The sequence below is a fragment of the Marinomonas sp. genome, from assembly GCF_965225885.1.
Lineage (GTDB): Bacteria > Pseudomonadota > Gammaproteobacteria > Pseudomonadales > Marinomonadaceae > Marinomonas.
In genome coordinates, this window is the sequence record NZ_OZ245329.1 from 3,413,970 (window position 1) to 3,440,245 (window position 26,276).

General features: G+C 44.2%; 20 protein-coding genes. 6 read left to right on the top strand and 14 right to left on the bottom strand.

Annotated elements, in window-relative coordinates:
• Positions 1 to 224: 224 nt before the first annotated feature.
• Entirely contained in the window at positions 225 to 851 is a 627-nt protein-coding gene (locus ACO05V_RS16285) for a LysE family translocator (RefSeq protein WP_421853818.1), read from the bottom strand.
• 133 nt (positions 852 to 984) lie between these two features.
• Between ACO05V_RS16285 and ACO05V_RS16290 the strand changes: the two genes are divergently transcribed.
• Positions 985 to 1,890 (top strand): LysR family transcriptional regulator, encoded by a 906-nt coding sequence (locus ACO05V_RS16290; protein WP_212915689.1) that lies wholly within the window; start codon positions 985 to 987, stop codon positions 1,888 to 1,890.
• Between the two features lie 119 nt (positions 1,891 to 2,009).
• On the opposite strand, the gene purU is transcribed toward ACO05V_RS16290, so the two are convergent.
• The 5 genes from purU to ACO05V_RS16315 form a co-directional block, all read right to left on the bottom strand.
• Positions 2,010 to 2,876, bottom strand: coding sequence for a formyltetrahydrofolate deformylase (purU, locus tag ACO05V_RS16295; protein WP_421853821.1), 867 nt, complete (start codon positions 2,874 to 2,876; stop codon positions 2,010 to 2,012).
• A gap of 109 nt (positions 2,877 to 2,985) precedes the next feature.
• Positions 2,986 to 3,675, bottom strand: coding sequence for a sarcosine oxidase subunit gamma (locus tag ACO05V_RS16300; RefSeq protein WP_421853824.1), 690 nt, complete (start codon positions 3,673 to 3,675; stop codon positions 2,986 to 2,988).
• Entirely contained in the window at positions 3,668 to 6,700 is a 3,033-nt protein-coding gene (locus ACO05V_RS16305; RefSeq protein WP_421853827.1) for a sarcosine oxidase subunit alpha, read from the bottom strand. The genes ACO05V_RS16300 and ACO05V_RS16305 overlap by 8 nt, the downstream gene beginning before the upstream one ends.
• A gap of 12 nt (positions 6,701 to 6,712) precedes the next feature.
• A complete protein-coding gene (locus ACO05V_RS16310) occupies positions 6,713 to 7,006 on the bottom strand; it encodes a sarcosine oxidase subunit delta (protein WP_123095565.1) in 294 nt (97 codons plus the stop codon).
• A gap of 32 nt (positions 7,007 to 7,038) precedes the next feature.
• A complete protein-coding gene (locus ACO05V_RS16315; protein ID WP_421853830.1) occupies positions 7,039 to 8,292 on the bottom strand; it encodes a sarcosine oxidase subunit beta family protein in 1,254 nt (417 codons plus the stop codon).
• Positions 8,293 to 8,683: 391 nt separating this feature from the next.
• Here ACO05V_RS16315 and ACO05V_RS16320 point away from each other — a divergent pair, with 391 nt between their 5' ends.
• Complete coding sequence (locus ACO05V_RS16320) at positions 8,684 to 9,481, top strand: hypothetical protein (RefSeq protein ID WP_421853833.1); 798 nt, start codon at positions 8,684 to 8,686, stop codon at positions 9,479 to 9,481.
• 472 nt (positions 9,482 to 9,953) lie between these two features.
• Here ACO05V_RS16320 and ACO05V_RS16325 read toward each other — a convergent pair whose 3' ends face one another.
• Together ACO05V_RS16325 and ACO05V_RS16330 are read right to left on the bottom strand one after the other, a co-directional pair.
• The gene (locus ACO05V_RS16325; protein ID WP_421853836.1) at positions 9,954 to 10,376 is read right to left on the bottom strand and encodes a gamma-glutamylcyclotransferase family protein; all 423 of its coding nucleotides are present in this window, start codon (positions 10,374 to 10,376) and stop codon (positions 9,954 to 9,956) included.
• 73 nt (positions 10,377 to 10,449) lie between these two features.
• Positions 10,450 to 11,343: a LysR substrate-binding domain-containing protein gene (locus ACO05V_RS16330; protein WP_421853839.1), complete on the bottom strand. Its 894-nt coding sequence runs from the start codon at positions 11,341 to 11,343 to the stop codon at positions 10,450 to 10,452.
• A gap of 81 nt (positions 11,344 to 11,424) precedes the next feature.
• On the opposite strand from ACO05V_RS16330, the gene ACO05V_RS16335 reads away from it, so the two are divergent.
• Complete coding sequence (locus ACO05V_RS16335; protein WP_421853842.1) at positions 11,425 to 12,090, top strand: LysE family translocator; 666 nt, start codon at positions 11,425 to 11,427, stop codon at positions 12,088 to 12,090.
• A gap of 70 nt (positions 12,091 to 12,160) precedes the next feature.
• Here the strand turns inward: ACO05V_RS16335 and ACO05V_RS16340 are convergent, their stop codons facing one another.
• Positions 12,161 to 13,366, bottom strand: a complete 1,206-nt coding sequence (locus ACO05V_RS16340) for an MFS transporter (RefSeq protein WP_421853845.1) — start codon at positions 13,364 to 13,366, stop codon at positions 12,161 to 12,163.
• Positions 13,367 to 13,527: 161 nt separating this feature from the next.
• Between ACO05V_RS16340 and ACO05V_RS16345 the strand changes: the two genes are divergently transcribed.
• The 3 genes from ACO05V_RS16345 to ACO05V_RS16355 all read left to right on the top strand — a co-directional run bounded on the left by ACO05V_RS16345 (position 13,528) and on the right by ACO05V_RS16355 (position 17,471).
• Positions 13,528 to 14,463 carry an AraC family transcriptional regulator gene (locus ACO05V_RS16345; protein WP_421856996.1) on the top strand — a complete coding sequence of 312 codons (936 nt, stop codon included), beginning with the start codon at positions 13,528 to 13,530 and terminating at the stop codon, positions 14,461 to 14,463.
• A 144-nt stretch (positions 14,464 to 14,607) separates the two neighbouring features.
• The gene (locus ACO05V_RS16350; protein WP_421853848.1) at positions 14,608 to 15,672 is read left to right on the top strand and encodes an FAD:protein FMN transferase; all 1,065 of its coding nucleotides are present in this window, start codon (positions 14,608 to 14,610) and stop codon (positions 15,670 to 15,672) included.
• 239 nt (positions 15,673 to 15,911) lie between these two features.
• Entirely contained in the window at positions 15,912 to 17,471 is a 1,560-nt protein-coding gene (locus ACO05V_RS16355) for an ATP-binding cassette domain-containing protein (protein WP_421853851.1), read from the top strand.
• Between the two features lie 56 nt (positions 17,472 to 17,527).
• On the opposite strand, the gene ACO05V_RS16360 is transcribed toward ACO05V_RS16355, so the two are convergent.
• The 5 genes from ACO05V_RS16360 to ACO05V_RS16380 all read right to left on the bottom strand — a co-directional run bounded on the left by ACO05V_RS16360 (position 17,528) and on the right by ACO05V_RS16380 (position 26,266).
• Positions 17,528 to 19,102, bottom strand: a complete 1,575-nt coding sequence (locus ACO05V_RS16360) for a methyl-accepting chemotaxis protein (protein WP_421853855.1) — start codon at positions 19,100 to 19,102, stop codon at positions 17,528 to 17,530.
• A gap of 640 nt (positions 19,103 to 19,742) precedes the next feature.
• Positions 19,743 to 20,918, bottom strand: coding sequence for a mannonate dehydratase (gene uxuA, locus ACO05V_RS16365; RefSeq protein ID WP_421853858.1), 1,176 nt, complete (start codon positions 20,916 to 20,918; stop codon positions 19,743 to 19,745).
• A gap of 1 nt (position 20,919) precedes the next feature.
• On the bottom strand, positions 20,920 to 22,413 hold the full coding sequence (locus ACO05V_RS16370) for a mannitol dehydrogenase family protein (protein ID WP_421853861.1): 1,494 nt from the start codon (positions 22,411 to 22,413) through the stop codon (positions 20,920 to 20,922).
• Between the two features lie 32 nt (positions 22,414 to 22,445).
• Positions 22,446 to 23,852 carry a glucuronate isomerase gene (gene uxaC, locus ACO05V_RS16375; protein WP_421853864.1) on the bottom strand — a complete coding sequence of 469 codons (1,407 nt, stop codon included), beginning with the start codon at positions 23,850 to 23,852 and terminating at the stop codon, positions 22,446 to 22,448.
• 14 nt (positions 23,853 to 23,866) lie between these two features.
• Positions 23,867 to 26,266 carry a TIM-barrel domain-containing protein gene (locus ACO05V_RS16380; protein ID WP_421853867.1) on the bottom strand — a complete coding sequence of 800 codons (2,400 nt, stop codon included), beginning with the start codon at positions 26,264 to 26,266 and terminating at the stop codon, positions 23,867 to 23,869.
• Positions 26,267 to 26,276: the final 10 nt, after the last annotated feature.

Below are 26,276 nucleotides of genomic sequence, written 5' to 3' on the forward strand. Positions count from 1 at the left end.
GACCTCTTGAATGTCTAAAAATTGATCCATCAAGAAGTCATACGCAGTAGATAGCAAAATAGACCAATGTTTATTCTAAGAAGGCTAAAAACGCTTACAAGTGATGAGTTCACACTTAAATTCAGGGACTACTAAAATTAATAATCCAATACACATTAATACTCATTTCTGCACCCGGCTCAACTCTTAGAAGAAACACTAACCTAATTTTTCACCTATTTAAACTAATCAAGACCAACCATCTCATAGAGATTATATATCACCCCTAAAACCGCTATAACTAAAAGAAATAAAGACGACAAGATCTCCATCCCCTTATTATGCTTATTCGGAAGCCACCGTTTCACAATCAGAATATAAAGAGAGAGCACCGTAATATCAAAAATCATCCAAACAATAGAAAGAGTAAAAATACTTGTACTAAAATCATTTGTAATGGCAATGAATTGGGGAAACAGCGAAACGAAAAACAGAATATCTTTAGGGTTCGATATACCTGTTATGAAGCCTTGAAGCATTCCACTCTTACTTGAACCCGCATTTTTTTCGTCATTTTTAGCTACAGTGGATATGGTTTGTAAGCTTTGAATAGCCATATAACCAATAAAGCATGAGCCTATAATCCCCAATACTCGCAGATAAAAAATATCTAATGACACCACTCCAATTAACATCAGAGCTGCAAAAAAAATCAACACAAATGAGGCTAAGTTCGTCCCTACCACAGTAGCAAAGGCTCTTCGGTATCCAAAACGAATTGCCGTACCCGTAACAAGAGCAACAACCGGACCGGGTGTTAGAAGCAATATTAGAATTGCAAATATGTATGCCATTAATAGTGCTAAGTTCATAAAGTGATTCCGTATCAATATTCAAAAGCCAACTTAAGAGCAACGTCAGCCCATTATCCAAATTAAAAATGCTGTTGAAAAACGGAAAAAAATAAAGCTTAATGTGAATTAAACTCAATATAGATTGATACTTATGTCACTACCACCTCTATATGCACTTCGCGCCTTCGAAGCCGCGGCTCGATATGGCTCATTTACTAGGGCTGCGGACCACCTAAATCTAACAACGGGAGCCATTAGCAAGCACATTCGCACGCTAGAAGTATGGTTTGGATGTGAACTATTTAAACGGAAAGGCCCTAAAGTTGAAGTAACAAGTGCTGGTAGCTCACTCGCTGGGCAGATTAGTGAAGGATTCAATTATCTAGAAAGAGCGTGCTCAGAATTTCGCAGTAGCCATAATGAAATTCGACTAAAAGCACCTTCTACTATTACGATGCGCTGGTTGCTAGATAACTTACATACCTTTCATGAAGATAATTCAACACATAAGATCGAAACCACCAGCGTTTGGATGGATATTGATACTGTTAATTTTAGTAAAGAACCCTACGACTGTGCGATTCTTTTAGGGAATGGGGTGTTTGGTCAGGACACAGAATGCGCACTGCTTTTTCTAGAATGGCTAATACCAATATGCGCTCCAAACATGAAAGAGATTGCTCACAACAACCTAGAGAACTGCTCTCTGATTCACCCATCACCAGATAAGAGAGATTGGAGACGATGGCTCAAAGGCACTCAAAAACACCCCGATTTACATCTTGCACAAGGCAAAATATTTGACACCTTAGAACAAGGCAATATGGCTGCTATGTGTGGACATGGTGTTTCAATAGGAGACTTACTGTTAAGCGCTGATACGATTAATAATGGATTATTAGCAACACCGTTTAATGAAGCTATCGCAACCGGAGATGGCTACTATTTAGTTTGGCCAAAAGGAACAACTAAGAAAAAGCTGATCGATCAATTATTTATTTACCTAAAGCAGCGAACACCAAATACCCCTTCTGGCGACATTGTTTTTCTTATATAACAAACCATCCTAAGCAACATGCCACACTAAAGAACAATTTTTAACACTGAATTTTAAACAAAAAAGCCGCTCCCCGGAGCAGCTTTTTACTTGCTCTAATCTGCTGCTAGATAAGCAGACTACCCACCAAACACGACGGTACGTTTACCGTTCAAGAACACACGTTTTTCCACGTGGCATTTCACGGCGTTAAACAAGGTGACACGTTCGATGTCTTGGCCCTTGGCGATTAGGTCTTCCGCATAGTGGGCGTGGTTCACCACTTGAATGCCTTGGGAAATAATCGGGCCTTCGTCGAGGTCGTTGTTCACATAATGTGCCGTCGCACCGACCATTTTCACGCCTTTTTCCCATGCTTGATGATAAGGTCGAGCGCCTTTAAATCCTGGTAATAAAGAGTGATGAATATTAATCGCGCGACCATCTAGGTATTCACACATGCTTGGAGAAAGCACTTGCATGTAACGCGCTAGCACGACTAATTCGGTATCGTATTGCTCAATCAGTTCTCGCACTTGCGCTTCTTGTTCTAACTTGGTGTCGGCGGTGATTGGCAAGTGGTAATACGGAATACCGTGCCATTTCGCTAGGTCTTCTAAATCAGGGTGATTGGAGATAATGACCGTGACGTCGATGTTCAATTGCCCAGTACGAAAGCGATACAACAAGTCATTCAAACAATGGTCGTATTTCGACACCATGATCGCCACTTTTGGCTTGTGATTTGGTGCAGTTAACGACCAATCCATATCAAACTCTGCGGCACGTTCGGCAAATTCTGTTTTAAAAACGTCGGCATTGAAATCGGCATCTTGTGGCAAAAATTCTATGCGGATAAAAAAACGACCAGATTCTCGGTCATCAAAGGAGTGAATTTCATCAACATAGTTACCGGCTTGCGCCATGTATCGAGTCACTACGTCGACCGTTCCGATGATGCTTGGGCAGCTAGCGGTAAAAATCCAAGGCGCGGTTTTTGATTTCATAAAATAGTCTCTTATTGTCTTAAGCTTTTTACGTCACGAAAAAGGCCGACCACCCAAAAAGTGGCCAACCAAAACCGTGAAATAACACAAGTGAGTACGTGAGAAGTAATTAGGCCTTTACGACCAAACCGTATTCTCGACTGGCGTCTTGAATCCATAACCAGAGATAATCTGCGAAGCTACGACGTACCACCAATTCAAATTTGTCATCTGCTAGACGACAAATGGTCGCACCACTTTTAGCAAATACCGTAGACACGACTTTACCGACTGGGAACTCGCTTGCGTGCAAATCCACCGGCGTAGACTTTTTCAGCATCTCGACCACATTACTGCCAGACACTTCAAAGATAGTGGTGCCACCGCTGATGTTCACTAATGAGTAATGCCCCATCAGCTTGTCATGAAAGCTACTTTCTATTTCGAATGCCTTATCACCTTCAACAATAATCAGCCATTCATCAGGCGATACCCAACGTACAGAGACCTTTCCTATCGTAGATTCGTCTTTGCTGACAGACGTTAGCGGCTGCATTGGCAACGCCACACCCAATAAGGATTTGATTACTTTTTGCTGCTCTGCAGATGGCAGGCAACGCAAGGTTAATAATCCCATCTGCTTGCGTTCATGAAAATGCACACCACCTTCCTGCGGGCCGTGTTCTGCAATACTGGCGAGATCCGCATGATGCAAAGGGCTTTCACCCATTTCGCTTAATTCTGCTGATAAAGGCACTTGGTTCATCAACAATTTGTCAGTTGCTTCTAACTCAACAGCTTCTACTTTGACATCAGACATTTTGACGTTCCCCTTTTGGATCTAAGAATACTGGGCTACAAATTTCCGCTTCGATAACACGACCATCCGCCAATGGGTAAAAGACTTTTTCACCCATTTTTTCCAGTCCGCCTTTAACAAAGCCCATTGCCACAGAACGCTTCAAGTTCGCACTCCAATAGCTAGACGTTACATGCCCAACCATCGGCATTGGAATCGGAGCTTTCGGATCTAATACGCCTTGTGCGCCTTCTGGCAAGACAACATTTGGATCAATGGTTTTCAAACCCACCAGCTGCTTACGATCTGCTCGAACGCAATCTTCGCGCTGCATCCCGCGCTTACCGATAAAGCTAAATGGTTTTTGCATAGAAACAGCCCAAGACATACCCAAGTCAAACGGATGCACAGAACCATCAGTATCTTGACCCGCAATAATGAAGCCTTTCTCAGCTCGCAATATGTGCATGGTTTCCGTGCCATATGGCGTTAAGTCAAATTCAGCACCTTTTTCAAACAACTCTTTCCATACATGCAAACCATAGTTAGCTTGTACGTTGATCTCAAAAGATAGCTCACCAGTAAAGGAAATACGGAACACGCGGGCTGGTACGCCAGCCACCGTCATAGTCTTCCAATCCATAAAGGCCATATTGTCTTTTGAAACATCGTAATCAGTGAGTTTTTCTAACAATTTACGGCTATTTGGGCCAGAAATTGTCATAGTTGACCAATGATCCGTCACACTATTGAAATACACTTCCAATTCAGGCCATTCGGTTTGGTGATAAATTTCTAACCAAGACAGAACGCGCGCAGCACCGCCAGACGTGGTCGTCATTAAGAAATGATTCTCCGCTAAGCATGACGTTACACCGTCATCAAATACCATGCCGTCTTCACCACACATCAAACCATAACGACACTTGCCTACTGCTAGTTTCGCCCATGCATTGGAGTAAACACGACCTAAGAATTCACGGGCGTCTTTGCCTTGAATATCGATCTTACCCAATGTAGACGCATCCAAAATTCCCACCGAGTTACGCGTCGCTAGACATTCGCGGTCCAATGATTCTTGCATGGTTTCATTGCCTTGCGGGTAATACCAAGCGCGTTTCCATTGACCGACATCTTCAAATTTCGCGCCACGTTCCACATGCCAAGCATGCATCGCTGTATAACGTTTTGGGTCAAACAATTCACCACAATCACGTCCAGCAATCGCGCCAAACGTCACCGGCGTGTAGTTCGGACGAAAAATTGTCGTGCCGGTTTCAGGGATGGTTTGCTTAAGCATTTTCGCCGCAATTGCCATGCCGTTAATGTTACCTAGCTTGCCTTGGTCAGTACCAAAGCCCATCGCGGTATAACGCTTAACATGTTCAATAGATTCAAAGCCTTCACGACACGCCAACTCTATCCCTGCTGCAGTTACATCGTTTTGATAATCGACAAACTGCTTAGGCGCTTTTGATGTAGGTTTAGTGTGTGGAATATGGAACAAAGCCATGGCTTTGCCCTCTTCGATCACATCCGCTTCTGGCAAGGCAACATCAGGCTTATCTAAGCCTAAATGAGCCAAAGCATCACAAGCCGCACTCAAGCCTTCTTCTAACACTTGTACTGTGCTGAACACACCATTAATCGCACCAGCGGTGAGTTGTTTCTGAACCGTTGCCCCCGGCGTAAAACCAACAATGTCGTCGTTCCAAACAGGACGAGCGCCCGTATGACAAGACAAGTGAATAACCGGACTCCAGCCACCAGATGTGGCAACGGTATCCGCCGCCATTTTCACAACGGAACCAACAATCGCATCGCCAATTTCATTTAATGGCGCAATGGAAACATCGGTGACACGTTTGCTGCCATGGGCTTCAATCACACCAGAGCTAACTAGAATGCTAATACCGCGTTCGCGGGCTGCTTCCACAAAAGTACCTTGTGGATTCTTACGAGAATCAACAATCGCCACCACGTTGCGTCCCGCATCGTGCCAATCCAGCGCAGTTCGATAAGCATTGTCATTGGATGTCATCAAGACTAAATCTTTGCCTGGCGCGACGCCGTAGCGATTGATATAAGTCGACACCGCATTGGCGACCATGCAACCCGGTAAATCGTTATTGCCATAAACCAAAGGACGCTCATGAGCGCCCGTTGCCAAGATCACCCATTTGGCACGCACACGGTGCAAGCGCTGAGCGATTTGACCATTAGGCGCGCGATCCGCAAATTGATCCGTACAATGTTGTTGAATAGTTAAGAAGTTATGATCGTGGTAGCCGTTTACCTGAGAGTTTGGCAACATTAAGACATCGTCAAAGCCTGACAATTCTTTCACGACTTCAGCGATCCATTCGGCTGCTGGTTTGCCATTCAGCGTTTCTGTGCTGCTTAGCAAACTTCCGCCAAACTCGTTTTGCTCGTCGGCAATAATCACTCGTGCGCCAGCGCGTGCTGCGGTTAGAGCCGCCATTAGACCCGCTGGGCCTGCGCCAACAATCATAACGTCGCAATGTTGATTCATCTTGTCGTAGATGTCTGGGTCATTTTCTTTTGGTGCGCGACCAAGACCGGCGGCTTTACGAATATAAGATTCGTAGGTTTCCCACATGGATTTTGGGTACATGAAAGTTTTGTAATAAAAGCCCGGCGGCATCATTTTCCCACCGATCTTGCCAACCCAGCTCATCAAATCTGTATCGACATTCGGCCAACCGTTTGTCGTACTGGCAACCAAACCATTATAAAGAGACTGCTGAGTGGCACGCACGTTTGGAATTTGTGTTGCTTCAGTCGAGCCAATTTGCATGATGGCGTTTGGCTCTTCCGCACCCGCTGCGACAATACCGCGCGGACGACTGTATTTAAAACTGCGACCAACAATATCAACACCGTTCGCCAACAAAGCTGACGCTAAGGTATCGCCTTCGAAGCCTTTATATTGTTTGCCGTTATAGGTAAAAGTCAGCGGTTTGGAGCGATCAATTCGTCCACCATCTTGGAGACGATTAGACTGCTTACTCAAATCTTGTGTCATTGTATCGCTCCTCTATTTCGCTTCGTTGGCCACAACAGATGGCTTTTCGCCAACCTTGTAGACTTCTAGAATTTCGTAAGTGTGGGTATTACGAGTAATGTTGAAATACTTACGACAACCCGCTCCATGAACCCAAAGCTCATGATGTATTCCGCGTGGATTGGCACGAAAATACATGAATTCGCCCCACTCTTTATCGGTGCAAGCATCTGGGTCTAATGGACGCGGAATATGCGCCTGACCAGACGCATGAAACTCTTCTTCCTCGCGGTATTCACAACAATGCGGGCAATAAATATGAAACATGGTACTTCTCTCCTTATTCGGTCTTAGCCCGCTTAATGTGCTACGCCAGCTGCGCCGTGTTCATCCACCAGCGCGCCGTTATGGAAACGAAACATAGAAAAAGGTTTCGCCAATGGGTGCATTTCACCCTTCGCCAAAGACGCGGCAAATACATGGCCTGAGCCTGGTGTCGCTTTAAAACCGCCTGTTCCCCAACCACAGTTGAAGTACAAGTTTTTCACTGGCGTTTCACTGATAATCGGACACGCATCTGGACACGTATCAACGATACCGCCCCACTGACGGTTCATGCGCACACGGCTAAACACTGGGAACATTTCTACAATCGCCTGAATCGTATGCTCGATAGTGGAATAAGAACCACGCTGGCCATAGCCGTTGTAGCCATCAATACCCGCACCAATAACCAAATCGCCTTTGTCAGATTGCGATGCGTAACCATGTACTTGGTTAGACATAACAACCGTATCCAGAATCGGCTTGATCGGTTCAGACACCAAGGCTTGTAACGGATGAGACTCTAATGGCAGCTCAAAGCCTCCCATCTTCGCTAAGACGCTAGAGTTACCTGCCACCACACAACCCACTCGATCTGCTCGTATATCGCCATAACGTGCAGTACGTACGCCGACGACAGTGCCATCTTCGATGATTAAGTCTTCCACTTCGGTTTGCTGAATCAGATCCACACCACGAGTATCGGCACCACGGGCAAAGCCCCACGCAACGGCATCGTGACGAGCAACACCAGCACGAGGCTGCCATGACGCCCCCATCACTGGGTAGCGTGCACGGTCGGAACAATCCAACACTGGGACAATTTCTTTCACTTGCTGAGCGTCTAAGACTTCGCCATCAATGCCATTTAAACGGTTGGCATTCACGCGGCGCTCAATGTCGCGCATGTCTTGTAAGGTGTGACCAAGGTTCAAACAGCCACGCTGGGAAAACATCACGTTGTAATTCAAATCCTGCGACAGACCTTCCCACAGTTTCATCGAATGTTCGTAAAGATGAGCGGCCTCATCCCACAAGTAATTGGAACGGACAATCGTGGTATTTCGAGCCGTGTTACCACCACCCAAAAAACCTTTTTCAATTACCGCGACATTGGTGACACCAAATTCTTTCGCCAAGTAGTAGGCCGTCGCCAAACCATGACCACCACCGCCGACAATGATCACATCGTATTTCTTTTTCGGGGTTGGATTACGCCACACCCGCTGCCAATTCTCGTGATGGCTAAAACTGTGCTTTAACAACCCAAAGCCGGAATAATGCTGCATCAGATCAGCTCCTTAGATAAATAATCGTTTCAACGATCATCGTGACATGGTTAAAAAAGGTTGCAGCGTCTTAGTCAGCTAAGATGTCCGCCAAGACGCCATAGACTAAGCGTTCACCGTGATAATAGAGATAAAGATTTCTACCCTAATGCTTGGAAGCGTCCAGCGAATGACAATTTACGACAGAGGAGATGACGGCTTTGGATATGGCTATTAGAAATTTTCATCCCTTCTTATTTAGTTAAGGTATGTACCGTCTTACAATAGGTCATCTCTTGCACTGCAACTTGATTGCATCAACACTGCTTTATCAAGTATTTTTAGTACACAGAAAGAAAATTTGTTGGAAGATTTTTATAGAAATAAGAATAATGACTCATTAAGGATTGAGATGAAAAAAAATAAAATAGCAGTAATAAATACAGAGATGTTGCCTCCAATCTGCTACTTCACAACGTCATTTAACCGAGTATTATTCTGTTTTATTACCTATATTTTCAAACATTTTGCTTTTATCTTAGGCGTTTATATTTTCACCGTAATTTTGGTAAATATTCCATGGATTAATATTAACTCAATCTACATTATATTGGTGAGTTTTTCGCCAATATTACTCCCCTGTGCGTTACTAGTAGGCTATGTAGGTATGGGGCTGATATTACTCGCCCTATTTGCTAAAGACCCCAGAACACGTATTGGTTGTGCAGTCATTATCGAAACTATATTTATCGTCCCATGGCTCTTAATTACGTTATTAGACACCCGTTTATTCTTGATTCTGGGGGATTTTTTTGCGTTTTCACTCCTAATTGGCAATATTCTGCTAATGACTTGGCTTGGTATGCGCTATAAAAAGGACCTTTATAAAGAGACTTGGGTACATAAAGCACATTTTTGCCCGCACCTTCTGACGATAATGCTTATTTTCACTGGGTTTGAATCGTCTCAAGGGTTCTCTTATACCCAAATCAATCAAGAGCATTTTACAACCCACAACTTTCAGCTAGTCGTACCAAAAGATAAAAATGGCCATCCTAGGGGAAAACCTTACTATGTATGCGATGTATTACTTGACTACAATGGCTACACTCATACTTTCCGAAGTATGAAAATACCTAACGGACTAAAACCATCCATTCAATATCTAGAACTACGACAGGCGTTTTTCCAACATTTCAACTTGCGCTGAAGGTCTGTTTTCTGTGTCTCCTTTACCTCAGCGGATAATTTAATTACTCGATAGTTAAAAACAATATGCACAAAACCAAATAAGACAGGGAGTGTTAAAAGGCTAAAAAGCATAACAGCGTATACACGATTACCCTTTGAGAGCAGTATTTCAACGTGTTCTAACCACATAAATACTGTGAATACGAAAGCTGACACAATACCTAAAATAAGAAAAAGTATCCGTATTGACGGCCTTAATTTCATATCAAATGTTACTGCTGATAATCCCCAAAAACCTAGTAAACCAAGTTTCATTATGAGAATGAAAGTTACTAGCTGGAATAATTCCGCATATCTAGCAGACAATAGATAATCAACGAAGCTAGGAAGTGTGCCAATAAGCATTGCTCCGCAACTCACAGCAAAGACGAATGCTGGAAGCCAAGCAAAGATAAATGTCAGAATTATTAAGCACTTTGATGGCTTTTCAGTCATAGAACATCCCGACTACGATACAAGGCCGCATGCTCAAGGCCATACTCGCCTGCTAGTTCTTGCATAACCTCAACACCTTGTAGCATTTCGGGTAGTTTGCCATAGGCTAAGACGTTAATCTCGTCACCGGATTCCAAGCAAATAACAGGAAGACTAACCTTACGATAACCATCTACAGCGGTGATTCTTTCCAGTACATCCATTTCTGCTAAGACATCATCTGACACTTCAAACACCTGCCCTTTCACAGGACACCCTTCGCCTGACTGTAAAACCAGCCAAGGTGAAAATCGTTCGCCAACTAGGTATAGCGGATAACGTTGTTTGGTTTCAAAATCCCCTCGAAAACGAATGCCTTTATTCGTTTTAAAATTCGGAAAGCCTTCTTTTAGCGTCCCAAAGACAAAAATCTTGTGCACCCAATATTCTCCTATAAAAAGACAGTGCTCGATGTGAAATTATTTAGAATATACTCCAAGGTTTCCATTCATTTTAACCCGCAATTTGCCCTATCAACCAATTACAAAAAGCTGCAATTCTTGGATCTTGATTCGGCTCACCCAATGTTAATAAAGCGTAGTCATATCCTGTGGGCTGAACACCTAATGGCGCAATTAGGCGCTGCATTGTTAAGTCATCAGAAACTAAGGGAATAGAACCAATTGCGATACCAAGCTGATCTTGAGCAGCCTGCAAGGTGTAAAAGAAGTGATCAAAGTGCTGCTCACTCTTTGGAGCGATTTTTTCCATGCCATCAGCGTTTTGCCAGTCATCCCATGCATTGGGTCGAGTTCGGCTATGTAACCAATTGGCTCCGCTTAAATCTTGGTTAATATGTTTTTCCCAGTAGTCTTCTGTGCATACAGGACCAGCCAGTTCAGAACAGAGTGTGGTTATTTGATAATCCTCGTGGACACCAAAATCCATGCGGCGAATGGCAATGTCACAATTCTCTGACAATAAATCAATCGGGCCACCCGCCATCCGTAGGTCTATATTCAATTCTGGACACAATTCCCGAAAAGTCCCCAAACGTGGCATTAACCAACGCATCGCTAAACTGGGTTCGCACGACACAGTAAGAAATGGCGATGAGCTATCATGACGATGGATTTCTTCCACTGTATGACTCAGTTCATCTAACGTTTCAGATGTGGTTTTTAACAATCTTTGCCCAGCTGACGTGAGATATACTCGTCGATTGCGCCGAACAAATAACTGTACACCAATACGGTCTTCTATTTGTGCAACCGCTCGACTAATCGCACCGTGAGTTAAATGAAGCTCTTGCGCCGCTCGTGAAAAACTCTGGTGCCTTGCCGCTGCTTCAAAAGCCGTTAAGGCTCCCAATGGGGGAAGTCGTCTTTTTATGTGATTATTACTCACAATATTCACCATTAATTATCGATTTTATTTACTTCAGCTTCTACTCATAATCTTATTATTCACAGATAAGAGTATCTTACCATGTTAAATATCGATCAATTTGAATTGTATTCTGTTGCTATTATCACGTTATTGGCTGTCATGAGTCCGGGGCCAGACTTTGCGATGGTGTCGAAGGTCTCGTTACTAAAAGGACGACGAGATGGCATTTTGTGCTCTATCGGGATAAGCGCCGCCATCAGTGTGCATTTGGCTTATACGCTCTTGGGACTGGGAGTTGTGTTTGCAAACAATATTTGGGTTCTGAATACCTTACGCTATCTCGGCGCCATGTACCTTATTTGGCTGGGCATTTCCGCCTTATGGCCGGATATCAAGAGAATCGTTTTTAGAACACGACCTAGCCAGACACAAGAGCCATTAAAAGATCAAAGCTCACCTCAAAACAAAGTAACAAACAGCGGCTCAGCTTTTTGGTCTGGTTTTGCCTGTAACGCACTTAACCCGAAAACCATGCTGTTTATCGTGTCTTTGTTTAGCCAAGTCATTTCAACAGATACCTCTTTACTGATGGAGCTTGGCTATGGTGTTTATATTGCTTTAGCACATTTTGTTTGGTTTGCACTTGTTGCATGCTTGCTCACGTCTGCAAGAATTCAACAGAAAGTATTGGTCTTCAAAATATGGATCGAACGCATTACCGGCTTACTGATGACATCACTCGGGGTGCGGTTATTAATGAGCTGACTATTAATAGCAAATAGATAAAAAAACGCCCTGAGTCTTACACAAGAATCAGGGCGCTTAGAGACAATATTTAAGCGCTTTGTGGGACTTTTACTGGATCAGCTCGCAAACCAAACGTGACAATAATGGCTGCTGCCAGAAGAATCAAAGCGGCGATTGTAAAGACGCCAAGCGCACCACTAGCATCAAAAACGAGCCCGCCTGCTGCTGCACCGGTAGCAATACCAACCTGAATAGCTGCAACCAGAAGCCCACCACCACTTTCGGCTTCATCAGGAACGCTGCGCGTAATCCAAGTCGACCAAGCAACTGGCACACCACCAAACGCCATCCCCCAGATAGCCACCAATACTGCCGTTGGTGTAACAGCGCCCTGAATACCGACCATACCGATTCCAACCAAACCAATGATCAGCGGCATAAGCGTAAGGGTTAGGCGCAGTGATCGCGCAATCAAGGCTCCAGCTATATAAGTACCAATGAAATTAGCAACACCAAAACCCAATAAAATACCCGAAATACCCGCAGTTGTGACGCCTGTCACGTTCTCAAGGAATGGCCGAACATAGGTAAATAAGGCAAAGTGACCTGTAAAAATAAGCACCAGCATTAGCAGGCCGAATTTCATTCGAGGGCGATTTATCACCGCGATCAGGGTACCTAATGTAGCTCGACCACGCGGTTGCATTTTCGGCAAAGTGACAAACTGGACAGCAAGAACCAGAACACCAAGCAAGGCGACAAGCAAGAAAACATTACGCCAGCCGATAATACCACCAAGGTAACTGCCAAGCGGAGCAGCAAAAATAGTCGCCGCCGAAACGCCACTAAATAAAATAGCCAACGCACGCGGAATGTCTTTATCAGGTACCAACCGCATAACAATGGCAGCAGCCATGGTCCAAAAACCACCAAGAGCAATACCAAGTAGAACGCGCCCAATTAGCAGTAAGAAGAAGTTCGGTGCAAGCGCAACCAAAACATTCGAAATAATTAACAGTACTGAAAACCCCAGCAAGACATAACGGCGATCCATTCTGCGGGTCACAGTAGCCGTCAGAAGACTGGCAAACACGGCAAGAATAGCGGTAGCCGAAACCGCTTGACCCGCCATGCCTTCGGTAATGGAAAGATCTGAAGCCATTGGTGTAAGAAGGCTAGCAGGCAAAAATTCTGCCGTAACCAACCCAAAAACACCTAACGTCATGGCTATTACTGCTCCCCAAGCAGGTACGTCTTGTGCCAGCGGCGGAGACACATTTACTGTATTCGTCATAGAAAGTCCTCTTGAAATGAATATTTGCATATTGCGTACAGAATAATATGGACAACCCAGACGATATATACCAATATATCTTAAATTCATACCATTTCGTCCGGAGAGCTATGCAACCGTCCTCGACAATCAAGATCACCAATGAAGCCCGACACGATATGATGAACGAACTTTTGTCCGGCGTACGCCTTAAAGGTCTAGAGTACAGGCGGGTCGAAATTTCCACACCATTTGGCTTGCGATTCGGCGAAGGGGTGGATAAAAGACTGGCGTACTTTCATTTCATCGGACAAGGATCAGCATTTCTACGCACTCGAAGTGGAACAATCCAGCAACTTGCCTGTGGAGATGCGGTACTGATACCTTGCGCTGGCGTCCATGACCTTTATAGCGAAAACGGTGCGCCCTTGATCAGCATTGATGCTTTTGACAAAGTGCCATTATGTGATGCCACCTCAGAAATCAGCGCTTGTGATACAGAAAAATGTCGATCCAATGACAACTTTATTTTCAGTTGCGCCATGGAATTTGACTTGGGCTGGCTTCATCCCTTGGCGCACTTGAAGCCAGAAGTTATGCATATTGAAACAGTGCCTGATCATGACCCTCAAATCCCCGCCATCCTTGATGTTATGACCAAAGAATTAAAGGCTAAACGACCAGGGTATGCGGTAATCTTGACACGACTTGCCGATGTAGTGGCCGCGGCCATTTTACGTCGTTGGGTAGAGACCGGATGCAACGTGTGCGGCTGGGTTGAAGCCATGCGCGACCCAAAACTGGCACAGGTATTATCTGCACTGCATCGTGACCCAGGACGACACTGGTCCGTGGCGGATATGGCCTCCGAAATGGGAACATCACGATCTGTCTTTGCAGAACGCTTTACCGAATTAACCCATTCCACACCACAGCAATATCTGGGCAATCTGCGCATGCGGCTAGCAAGCCAATGGATCAGCCAAGACAACCTGCCACTTGACGATATCGCAGATCGCCTTGGCTATAGTTCAACGGCGTCTTTTAGTCGAGCTTTCAAACGCATGACGGGGATATCACCCGGGGCAGTAAGAGGCGGCCTTCTTCCAGAACTTTGAAGGCCACAAGAAAAATATCCAATTAAAACAAAGCCGAGAAACAAGCCAAAATGCACATTAATGTGGATGACAAACGCTTCGATAGAGTTGCTTATAAACGACTGCTAGAATGGCTGAATTTACTATTCATAAGGCTTAAATAACATGTCTACTTCGATAAAATCTGGTTTTCAAACCACCAAGTTATTGGGTTTTAGCACCCTTCTGATGACGACTTTTTTAGTGGGTTGCAGTGAACCCCCAAAACTTGAAACCGTTGAAGGTTATGCCCAAGGCACCACGTATCAAATCAGCTTTTGGTCAGAAGATGCGGTGCCAATCACTGAGGTACAAACAGCGTTTAACGATACGCTTGCCCAAATAGACAAAGAACTTTCTACCTATCGTCCAGATTCCTTCATTTCCGAATTTAACCGTAGCCCTTCTGTGGCTTGGCAACCGGTCTCTCAGGATTTTGTAGAGCTTGTTCAAATCGCCCAAGATATACACGCAAAATCAGAAGGTTGTTATGATCCGACTATTGGGCCTTTGTTCGATTTATGGGGCTTTAAAACTGACAAACTTCACGTACCAACACCAGAAGAATTAACCGCCCTAAAATCTGAGCTTGGAATCAATAAGATCGAGGTAGACGAAGAGAATTTACGTGTTCGTAAAACTCGCCCTTTTTTACAGCTTGATTTCTCCTCTATGGGCGAAGGCTACACCATTGGCAAGTTAAGTCATGTACTGGAATCCAAAGGCTACAATAATTACATGGTGCAATTTGGTGGCGATATGAAGATCAAAGGACACAAGCCAAATGGCGACAAATGGCGAGTCGCCATTCAAAGTCCAGTCCCTTCTACTGAAGGCGGCCCAAAAGTCTATAAAGTCATTACCATTGAAAATGAAGATGGCGTTACGCTTGATACCTCAGGCACTTATAACCGCCACTTCGACGATAACGGCGTGGAATATTCTCACATCATCAACCCAAGCACTGGTAAGCCTATCACTCACGACCTTGTCTCAGCGTCGGTATTTGGAACCGACGGAAGAGTCAGCGACGCATGGGCAACGACTATGTTGTGCCTTGGTCCAGTGGAAGGCGCAAAAATCGCCAAAGAGGAAAACCTAGAAGTATTCTTCATCGAAAGGAAAAACGACAAACTGGTTAACTCTAGCAGCGCAGCCTTGCTTAAAACAAACAGTGTGAAATTTGACTAATAAGTCATTTGGCTGAAATAAAAAACGAGTAACAGTGCTGTTACTCGTTTTTTATTAAAAACGAGCCCATAGCGATATACGTCACAAACTTGTCTTTCTCGCCTTCGCATTCTAATATTGTTTTATCTTATCACTTGCAGAGGAGCATAACGCGCCGTGAACAACTAAGCCTTTTTTTCATAGATATTTTATATGTTGAATTAAGGTGAGGAAGTCGTCGACTTCCCTGTGAGCGTGTTATGTTGGTTGTTTCTGATCTATCTTTTATATTGCCTAATGGCGATGCCCTCTTCTCCCATTTGTCTTTTTCGTGTGCTGGCGGTATCTCCGCAATCATAGGTCGTAACGGTGTGGGTAAATCGACTCTCTTAGAATGTATTGCCCAGCAGCAGCTAGGCGTTGCTATCTCGGGCACATACAGTCTCTTTCGCCAATCCTCCAGTGATAATAACTCTGACAAGTTACGAGTTATCGATGCTTTGCGCTTAGGGAATTATTACGATGCGCTCAGACGCGTAGAGCATGGCGAGCCTCTAGACACAGATGTTGATTTACTTGAGCAGCACTGGGATGTGGTCGAACGCGCCCAAGCATGGCTAATGGAAGCCAATCTACCACTGGAATTAGAGCTGCCTATGCAGTCACTGAGTGGTGGCCAACGCACCAAGGTACAGCTGATTGGTCTGCTGCAACAATCACCCGATGTATTGCTATTGGATGAGCCAAGTAACCACCTAGATAAACAAAGCACCCAGTGGTTAATTCGGCAACTAAAAGAAACGCCTAGCACGGTTCTGTTAGTCAGCCATGATGTCTCCCTACTAAACAGCATAAAAAAATTCTTGGTGCTGGATGAAACAGGCATCCACCCCTTTCATATGGATTTTATCAACCTTCGCACTCAACTTGAAAAGCACCACCACGACAGCATAAAAGCCATCAGCCAAGTTAAAGCTCAACTCAAAAAAGAACAACGTGAGCAACAAGCTCGTGAACAAAAAGCTCAACAGCGCCTGCGCCAAGGTGAAGCAGAGCGAGCCTCTGGCAACCAATCGAAATTGCTTCTAGATCGTAGGAAGAACAAAGCCCAAGCAAAACGTGGTGCGCAAGCTAGAATGGCGGAACAACGCAGTCTTGCTTTGAAAAAAGATCTCCAGCAACAGCAAGGCCAGCAAATAAAAACGTCGACGCTCAATTTGCATCTGTCTAGCCAAAATAAAGGCCAACGTCGGGTACTTGACCTCATTGATGCGGTACTACCCTTTGGAGATAAAACCCCATTAAGCATCTTCTTAGATCGTGGAGAACGCTTACGCATAGATGGCCCTAACGGTAGTGGCAAATCTACTTTAATTCAATGTGTTCAAGGTCTGCAAACTTTGAAATCTGGCGAGCTCTCTCGTCATGTCGATACCTTATATCTTGACCAGCATTTGAGCCTACTGGATCAATTCACTTCACCTTTTGCACTCTTAAAAGACCGAGCCACGCATCTTGATGACAGTACAATTCGAACTTTCCTTGGCAGTATAGGATTACGCGGCGATCATGCTTTCTTACCTTGTTCAGCTCTAAGCGGCGGCGAGCGTATGAAAGTCGCGTTACTACTGATCAGCCAAATACCCAGCGAAGGAATATTGATTCTCGACGAAACAGACAACCACCTAGATCTCGATAGCCAAGACCAACTCGCGGCAACCCTAGACAATTATCAAGGTGCGCTGATCTTCGTAACACATCAGGATAAATGGATCAGAGCAGATAAAATCGTAGCACTCAAAAACAAAAAGACCGAGTAGCGCCTGCTACTCGGTCTTTTATCGCCTGTTTAAATCACTACTTAATGACTAAAACTTTATAGCTTAAAGCGATTCGTTAAACCACTGAGGTTCTCTGCAAGTCGGGCAAGATCCAAACTCGCCGCACTAGATTGATTCGCTCCAGCAACTGTTTCATTCGCAATATCACGAATAGTTAGCAAGTTTTTATCTACTTCGCGTGCAACAAGTGCTTGCTCTTCGGCTGAACTTGCAATGGCAATGTTTTGCTCATTAATACGAGAAACAGACTCTCCAATAGATTTAAGCGCTTCCCCAGATAAATTCGCTATATCCAATGTGGCGTTGGCTTTTTCATGGCTGCGCTGCATTGAACTTACAGTAAGATCCGTTCCGCTTTGCACAGATTGAATCATTGCTTCAATATCTTTTGTCGACTCTTGAGTACGATGTGCCAATGCACGTACTTCATCTGCGACCACAGCAAAACCTCGCCCCGTTTCACCCGCTCGAGCCGCTTCAATTGCTGCGTTTAGTGCCAACAAGTTCGTTTGATCTGCGATACCACGGATTACATCTAACACTGAACCAATGCTGCTCACCTGTCCTGCTAGATCATTAACACCCTGAGTGGTAGTCTTCAACTCAGTCAATAGAGACTGAATAGTTTTTATGGTTTGTTGAACCTGATCACGACCTAATTCAGCTCGATCATCTGCTAAATCAGAGTCTTTAGATGTAGCCACCGCATTACGTGCAACATCTTCAACGGCTGACGTCATTTCAGTAACGGCGGAAACAGCTAACTCTAATTGTTCGTTTTGCTGATGCATGTCTTGAGTCGATTTTTCCGTAACAACACTTAGTTCTTCTGATGTGGAAGCAAGTTGAGTCGCAGCATCTTGAATTTCATTTATCGTCGTAGAAAGCTGCTCAACGGTTTTATTAAAGTGACCAGCCAAAATACCCAACTCATTGCGGGAAACATTTTCTAAACGAAAACTCAAATCACCACCGGACAAACGCGTCATGGCATTTTGAATATAGCCGACCTGCTGAGTTAATGTTCGTATGATGTAAAAAGCAACAATACAGATCATTACGACAATGACAGCCGAAATTATACTAAGAATAGAAACAGACTTTTGATAAACTATGTCACCATTCTCACTTGCTAATTGAGCACCCTTCTCATTTACTTCAGCAAGCTCTAATAGTACATCTGAATACTCAGTATATTTTTTAAGTGACTCAGTGAGAAAAATAGTTCGCGCTTCATCATCTTCTTCTTGCCTTGATAGGGTAATCACTTTATTTTCAATATTCAGATAATCATTATAGCTCGCTTCAAATTTTTTTAATAACTTTGCTTCGTCCTCACTAGACACTAAGGCTTTATATGCTCTGATTGTCTGTTCAATTTTTACTTTTCCATCTTCAATAACTTTTTCTATCCTAGCTTTCTCTTCTGTCTTCTCATAAAAAATATGAACGGCTTCGGCATTACGTAAATCTGCAGTCTGAGTGTTAATACTTTCAACCAGCTTAATCGATGGAAGCCAATTATTTGAAATAACAGTAGATTGATTATTAATAACACTCATATTAATAAAAGAAAATATTATTATAATAATTAGACCTAAAACCACCAACCCATAACTAAAAAAAGCAATATACTTAATTTGATATTTTTCATAAATTCAATCGCCCACCATTACAGTTATTTATATTGTCATATAAAAATTATAATAATAAATATAAAACAAAAACATAATGCTCTTAATTAAGATATGAATATATAGACAATTACAAATAAATACTAAATAAGAATTTACGGAAAAATACTAAATATAAAACTACAAAAAACTACAACCTTAAAAATCATCACAGTGAATTCTCCGAAAATACCAAATACTAGGACAGATACTTTAAAAGCACCAAAACCCTGACTCTGTAAGCGATATAAATGCTATTTAGTAAATTGAATTTAGGATATTGACCATAAAAATTAGATAATAAAAATGGCACCCCATGAGGCATGTTTTCTCTTGGATTACCAATAAAAGGCAATAATCGCTTTGGCTGCCTTTGCACTTTGGCTGAGTCCACATGTTTTTTTTGAGACTGGTAAAATCGGCTTCCTCTGGCGTATCACTTATCTTGGCTCGTAAAGGGTTAAGGTCCAGAGGTGGATGGCTTAGGAAAAAGAAAAATGCCTCCTGTCCTATATCAGCACAAAAGGCATTTTTGTATTCAAGCTTGGTAACTCTCTAAATTTAGTAATTCGCTAGCTTACAGCGTACTTTTAAGGCCCAACTCTAAACCACGAACTTCAGCCAAGCCTTTCATGCGGCCTAGTTTCGAGTAACCCGGTTTGGAGTTTTTATCTAGGTCATTCAGGATTTGATGGCCGTGGTCTGGTCGCATTGGGATCAGGCTTGGAGCGTTGTTATCATTACGCTTTTTCTCTTCTACAAGAAGCGCGCGAACCACACCGACCATATCGACATCACCGCCAAGATGGGACGCCTCATGGAAGCTGCCTGCCACTTCTTCACGTTTAGTAGAGCGTAAATGCGTGAAGAAGATGTTAGAACCAAAGCGTTGCACCATGTCGACCAAGTCGTTGTCTGCGCGAACACCATAAGAACCAGTACAAAGAGTAATACCGTTTACTGGGCTTGGTACCGCACCTAGCAACCATTCGATATCGTCTTTGACAGAGACAACGCGTGGTAAACCAAGAATTGGGCGTGGTGGATCATCTGGGTGAATCGCTAGACGCAAGCCGCCTTGCTCAGCCGCTGGCACAATCTCTTCTAGGAAAAGCTTCAGGTGCTCACGAAGTTTGTCTTTGTCGATGCCAGCGTATTCGTCTAATTTTTCGCGGAATTGTTCTATGGTGTAGCTTTCTTCGGACCCAGGAAGACCTGCGATGATGTTCGCAACCAAGCGGTCTTTGTCTTCTGATTTTAGGTTCTCTAAGAAGACTTTTGCTTGGGCTTTTTCGTCATCGCTGTAATCAGATTCTGCGCCTTTACGTTCTAATATATACAATTCAAACGCAGCAAAAGCCGTTTGGTCAAAACGCAACGCACGAGAGCCATCTGGCAACTCATAATCCAAATCTGTACGCGTCCAATCTAATACCGGCATGAAGTTGTAGCACACCGTATCTATGCCACATTCCGCCAAGTTAAGCAGGGTTTGCTTGTAGTTTTGAATGTACTCTTGGTAATTACCAGTGCGCTTTTTAATATCTTCGTGTACTGGCACACTTTCTACCACAGACCAACGCAGTGAATGCGATTCGATCATGGCTTTGCGTGCTTTAATTGCCTCTACTGGCCACACTTCACCATTAGGAATCTCATGTAAAGCCGTGACGACACCCGTTGCACCTGTTTGACGAATATCCGTCAAAGTTGTTTCATCATTTGGTCCAAACCAACGCCAAGTATGTTCCATTTTATCCTCCGAAATTCGCAGTGTTGTTATTTAAAAGTCTGTTATTGAATGACAAACATTCTGCAACACCGCTTGAAATAATTGTTTGATAAGCGCTCAGCACAGCGTGAGAAAATGCCTCGCTTTGGCTGAGTTTTGTAGAAAAAATATCGTTCAGCTTTAAGGCTTCACAGACCAAGCTTTCAGAGTCAGAACAACGGTCATGAAGTTCTCTTAACGTCTGCGCCATTGGGTCATCAACCTTGTGTTGATTGCCTTCAAGATCTTCACCGCGCACATAAAATAGCCATGCCGCTACACCTAACGCTGTCGCATTTAGGTCGCCCTGTTTTGCATCGTTCGCCAAACGTTCTTCCGCACCATTTAACCAGCGCTGAGGAATTTTCTGAGAGCCATCCATCGCAATTTGCGACAATTGATGCTGCAAACTGTCGTTTGCAAAACGACTAACTAAACTTTCGATATAGGTTTGAACTTGTACTTCTCGTGGCAAATCCAAGGTCGGTGCGGCTTCAAGACTCATATAGTGACGAATCAAGTTGGCGAATTTTTCATCCGCCACCGCTTGCGCCACTGTCTGGTGTTTAGCCGCTAAGCCAACATACGCCAACAATGAATGACTGCCGTTTAGTAAGCGCAGCTTCATAGTTTCAAATGGATGAACATCTTCCACCATTTGCACGCCGTCGTGCTCCCAATCTGGTCGACCTTGCGGGAAGTTATCTTCCACAACCCATTGGCTAAAGGCTTCACACATCACAGCATTTTGATCGTGACAATTAAGCTCCTTTTGCAATCGCTCGCGGGAATCATCCGACATTGCTGGCACAATTCTGTCCACCATGGAACTTGGAAATGCCACGGTGTCTTCAATCCATTGAACAAACTCTACTGAACGATGCGCTGCCAACTCACATACCGCTCGACGCGTTAAACTGCCGTTATTCGGCATATTGTCACAAGACAAGATAGTAAACGGCGGTAGACCCAAGTCTTTTCTGCGGTACAAGGCTTCAACAAGAATCCCTGGCGCGGTTTTAGGCGCCGTAGGATTTTCAATATCGTGCTGGATACTTGGATCATCTTGGCGCAATGTCTTATCAACCGGTGCTAGGTAGTAGCCTTTTTCAGTAACGGTTAAAGTCACGATCTTGGTCTTTGGTGACACAAGCTTGGTAAACAAAGGCTCTTTGTCAGCGCCAGCAAATAGAGCATCACGAATCGCGTTGATCTCACGCAGTTCGACGTTCTGACTGTCTTGGTATTCGGCAATATGATAGCGGCAACCATTGCTTTTTAACTCGTCGACAAGTTGCGTGTTTGAACGAATGTTTACCGCGCATATCCCCCAATTGCCACCTTGATGGCGATTAAGGTTTTTTTCGATATAAACAGCTTGATGCGCCCGATGAAAAGCGCCCAATCCAATATGAACAATGCCAACATCCACCTTTTCTGGTGCGTATAAGGTATTTGTTGTTTTTATGCTAATCATGATGATTCCTTATATTTTTAGAGACCAGTACCTTAAAAACCAAAGTACTTCTTGGCATTTTCCGAACAAATCCCTTTTACCATCTCGCCTAATAACGCCATGTCTGCTGGCGCCTCACCTCGTTCAACCCAACCACCAATCATCTCGCACAACAAACGGCGGAAATATTCATGACGGGTGTAAGATAGGAAGCTACGGGAGTCCGTTAACATGCCGACAAATTGGCTTAACAAGCCCATTTGCGCCACGCTAGTAAGCTGGCGCTGCATGCCGTCTAGTTGGTCGTTAAACCACCAACCAGAGCCGAATTGCACCTTGCCTGCTACGCCGCCGCCTTGGAAGTTACCCGCCATGGTTGCCAACATTTCGTTATGCATTGGGTTTAAGCAGTAAAGGATGGTTTTCGGTAGCTCGTCACTTTGATCCAAGGCATTCAAGAAACCCGACAAAGGTTCCGCAAAGGCACGATCATCCATGGAGTCAAAACCAGAATCACCACCAATCAGTTTGAACATTCTGGAAGAGTTATTACGGCGCGCACCAATGTGCAGCTGCATCACCCAGCCTTTTTTAGCGTATTGCTTGCCTAACCACACTTGAACGGCGCTGGAAAATTGCGCTATTTCAAGTTCGGTCAGCGGTTGCTCATTAATACGTTTCGATAAAATAGCGTCTAATTCTGCTTCGCTAGGCTCGTTAGCAAAACGCATGATTTCAATGCCGTGGTCGGCACTGCGGCAGCCATGAGCATCGAATACTTCAAGACGTTGCGCTAAGGCATCAATCAAATCACTAAAACGTTCGATGTTTTTATCCGCCGCTTTACCGAGTTTATTTAAGTAATCTTTGAAGCCAACATGATCGACTTTAAAAGCACGATCAGGGCGCCAACTTGGCGTAACATCAATGTCGAAGCTGCTGTCATTGGCAGTAAACTTATGATGTTCGAGGCTATCAGCAGGATCGTCTGTAGTGCCGACCATTTTCACGTTCATTTGCTGCATGATGCCACGTGCGGAAAACTCAGGTTGCTGCAACATTTCATTACATTGATCCCAAATAGCGTCGGCTGTTTTCGGAGAAAACAATACATCCGTAATACCAAAAGGACGACGCAATTCTAAATGCGTCCAATGGTAAATTGGGTTACCAATACACTGAGGCACGGTTTTAGACCATGCTTGGTATTTATCTTTGAAACTCGCATCACCCGTAATCAAACGCTCTTCAATACCTGCGGCACGCATAGCGCGCCACTTGTAATGATCACCTTCCAGCCAGATCTCACCAAGGTCGGTAAAACGACGATTCTCGGCGATTTCTTGAGGGCTTAAATGGCAATGGTAGTCATAAATTGGCTGATCAGCCGCGTACTCATGGTACAAGCGCTTCGCCGTTTCCGTTGTTAGTAAAAAATCTTCTGTCATAAAGTTTTTCATGTCATTTCCTCGGCTTATATAAGGCTGCTAAGAGCGACAGTTTGAGAGCGCTCTATTTGCTTACCATTGACATAGAAAGGACGTTGCTCGCTTGCTGGCAAGACAAAGCTCATCTCTTTGTAAGCTGGCTGCCATTCACCTTCTCGTGAAATATTCAGATCAATTCTTTCAAGGTCGCATTTCAACGTCATGTTTAGTTGTAGGTAGTGACCGTCTAAATAGCCAGTAGAAAGTCCATCGTCATCAAACACGGACAAGTCACGTTGCCCTGCTCCTTTGAATGGGAAAACAAGCAACTGACGTTGGGTATCTTTTTGTGCGTCGACATGAGCAATGCGATTACTAGTAGGAATCACGCTACCAGCACGAGCAAGCAAAGGGATCTCTTCTAGCGCGGCTGGCAGGATGATGTCTTGTCCACCGGCATACCAAGTCTTACGATGGAAGTCATACCAGCCATCGCCATTGTCAGGCAAATACACAGGGCGAGTTCGTTGGCCTTGCTCTACGACAGACGCCACCAATAGGTCTTTACCTAGCAAGAAGTCATCGCTTTCTTCATAGGTACGAGCATCGGCCTCGTGGTCTAAGAAGGTTGCACGCAGCATAGGCTCATGATGTTTATGCGCTTGCCAAAGTAGGTTGTACAAATACGGCATCAAACGGTAACGAAGCGTCATGGCTTCACGAATGATAGGCGTCACTTCTGGGTACATCCAAGGCTCGTTAACCGTTTTATCATCGTTCCAAGAGTGAATGGTAAAACGCGGATGCATGACACCGTTTTGAACCCAACGCACAAACAATTCCGGATCTGGACGATCACCCGAGAAGCCACCCACGTCGTGACCCATGTTGTACAAACCAGAAAGGTTCATACCAACGCCCATGAGTGTGTTGTAACGCAAAGTTTGCCAGTTAGTACGGTTGTCACCACTCCATGTTTGCACATAGCGCTGCATGCCTGGACAACCAGAACGGGAGATCAAATACGGGCGCAAGCTTGGTGCAAATTCCGTTTGCGCTTCAAAAGACGCACGCATCATTAGCAATGGCTGCAATGGGCGAATCAGCTTGATTGGCGTCTGCTTACCAAAGCCTACGCATCGAGCATTACTGTCCCAGACTTCGTATTCGTTGTTGTCATTCCAAGTAGAGTCAATGCCCTTTTCAAGCAATTGCTCAGTGACATTCTTTTTCCACCATTGAATAGTGTTTGGATTAGTAAAATCCAAATGTGAGCCAGAATCATCCCAAAACTGAGATGACTCAGGTGCATCATATTCAGAGTCTTGAATAAATAAATTCTGCGACGCCACTTCTTCGAATCGTGGATGATCTTGCAACAAACAAGGCTTGATGTTCGCCGCTAATTTAAGGCCAGCCTGATGAAAGTCTGCGCTCAATTTAAGTGGATTTGGCACCTTACTGGTGTTCCAGTTAAAGACATAACGCTTATTACCAATCGAGGTATAACCAGAAGAAAGCTGGAAAGAGTCGCAAGGCATGCTGTGATTGTCGCAGTGCTTAATAAAGTCACCAAGCTGCTCTTGAGCATTCTCGGCATCCGTATAAAGCATAGTAGAACCGCTGTAACCAAGACTCCATTTCGGCCCAAAAATAGTACGACCGGTTAAGTTCACATAGGTTTTAGTCACATCAACGACTTTTTCACCGTACATGAAGTAAAAATCCAGATCGCCTTCATCTGCATGGTAACTACGATAATAGCCATGGTAGTTATCTAGCTCATTGCCCAAATCAAACCAACTGGTTGACAAGTTATCGTAAAAAATACCGAAACTCGCTTGTTCGGTTTTGGTGATGTAAAAAGGAATATGCTTGTAAAGCGGATCGGTATTTTTGGCGTCGTAACCCATGGCATCAATATTACGCATTTGGTAACGCGAGCCATGACGATTAAGGTCACCAGTTTTTTCCCCCAAACCATAATATTTTTCAGACAAATCACGCGCCATATAATGGTGAATATCGTTGCTTTGCACACCCAACATATAAGCGCCGCTGTGACGGTCTGCAGCAAGGTAATGCCAGTTACCAGCAGCGTCGGCGTATTCCCAGGTTAATTTTAACGGCGTCGATAAGGTGACACGAAGCGATGCTGAAGCAATGCTTAGCTGGTCACCTCGTTCAGACACGTTAAACTCTGGACAAGTAAAGCCTTCCGTACTCATACGGTCACGACCTTCCCAACCCATTTCACTGCCATTAGGACTGTCATTAGGGGAAATGCACCAGCTATTTTCGAGTTGTAGCTTACCGTTCTTTTTCAGTAAAACACGAATCACGTTGGATTCTAGAACGAAAAAATGCAGCACGTGACGATCATCACACTGAACGTCTACGCGATTGTCTTCAACTCCTAGAAGCTTCCAATTAATAATCGGCTTCATAAATACATAT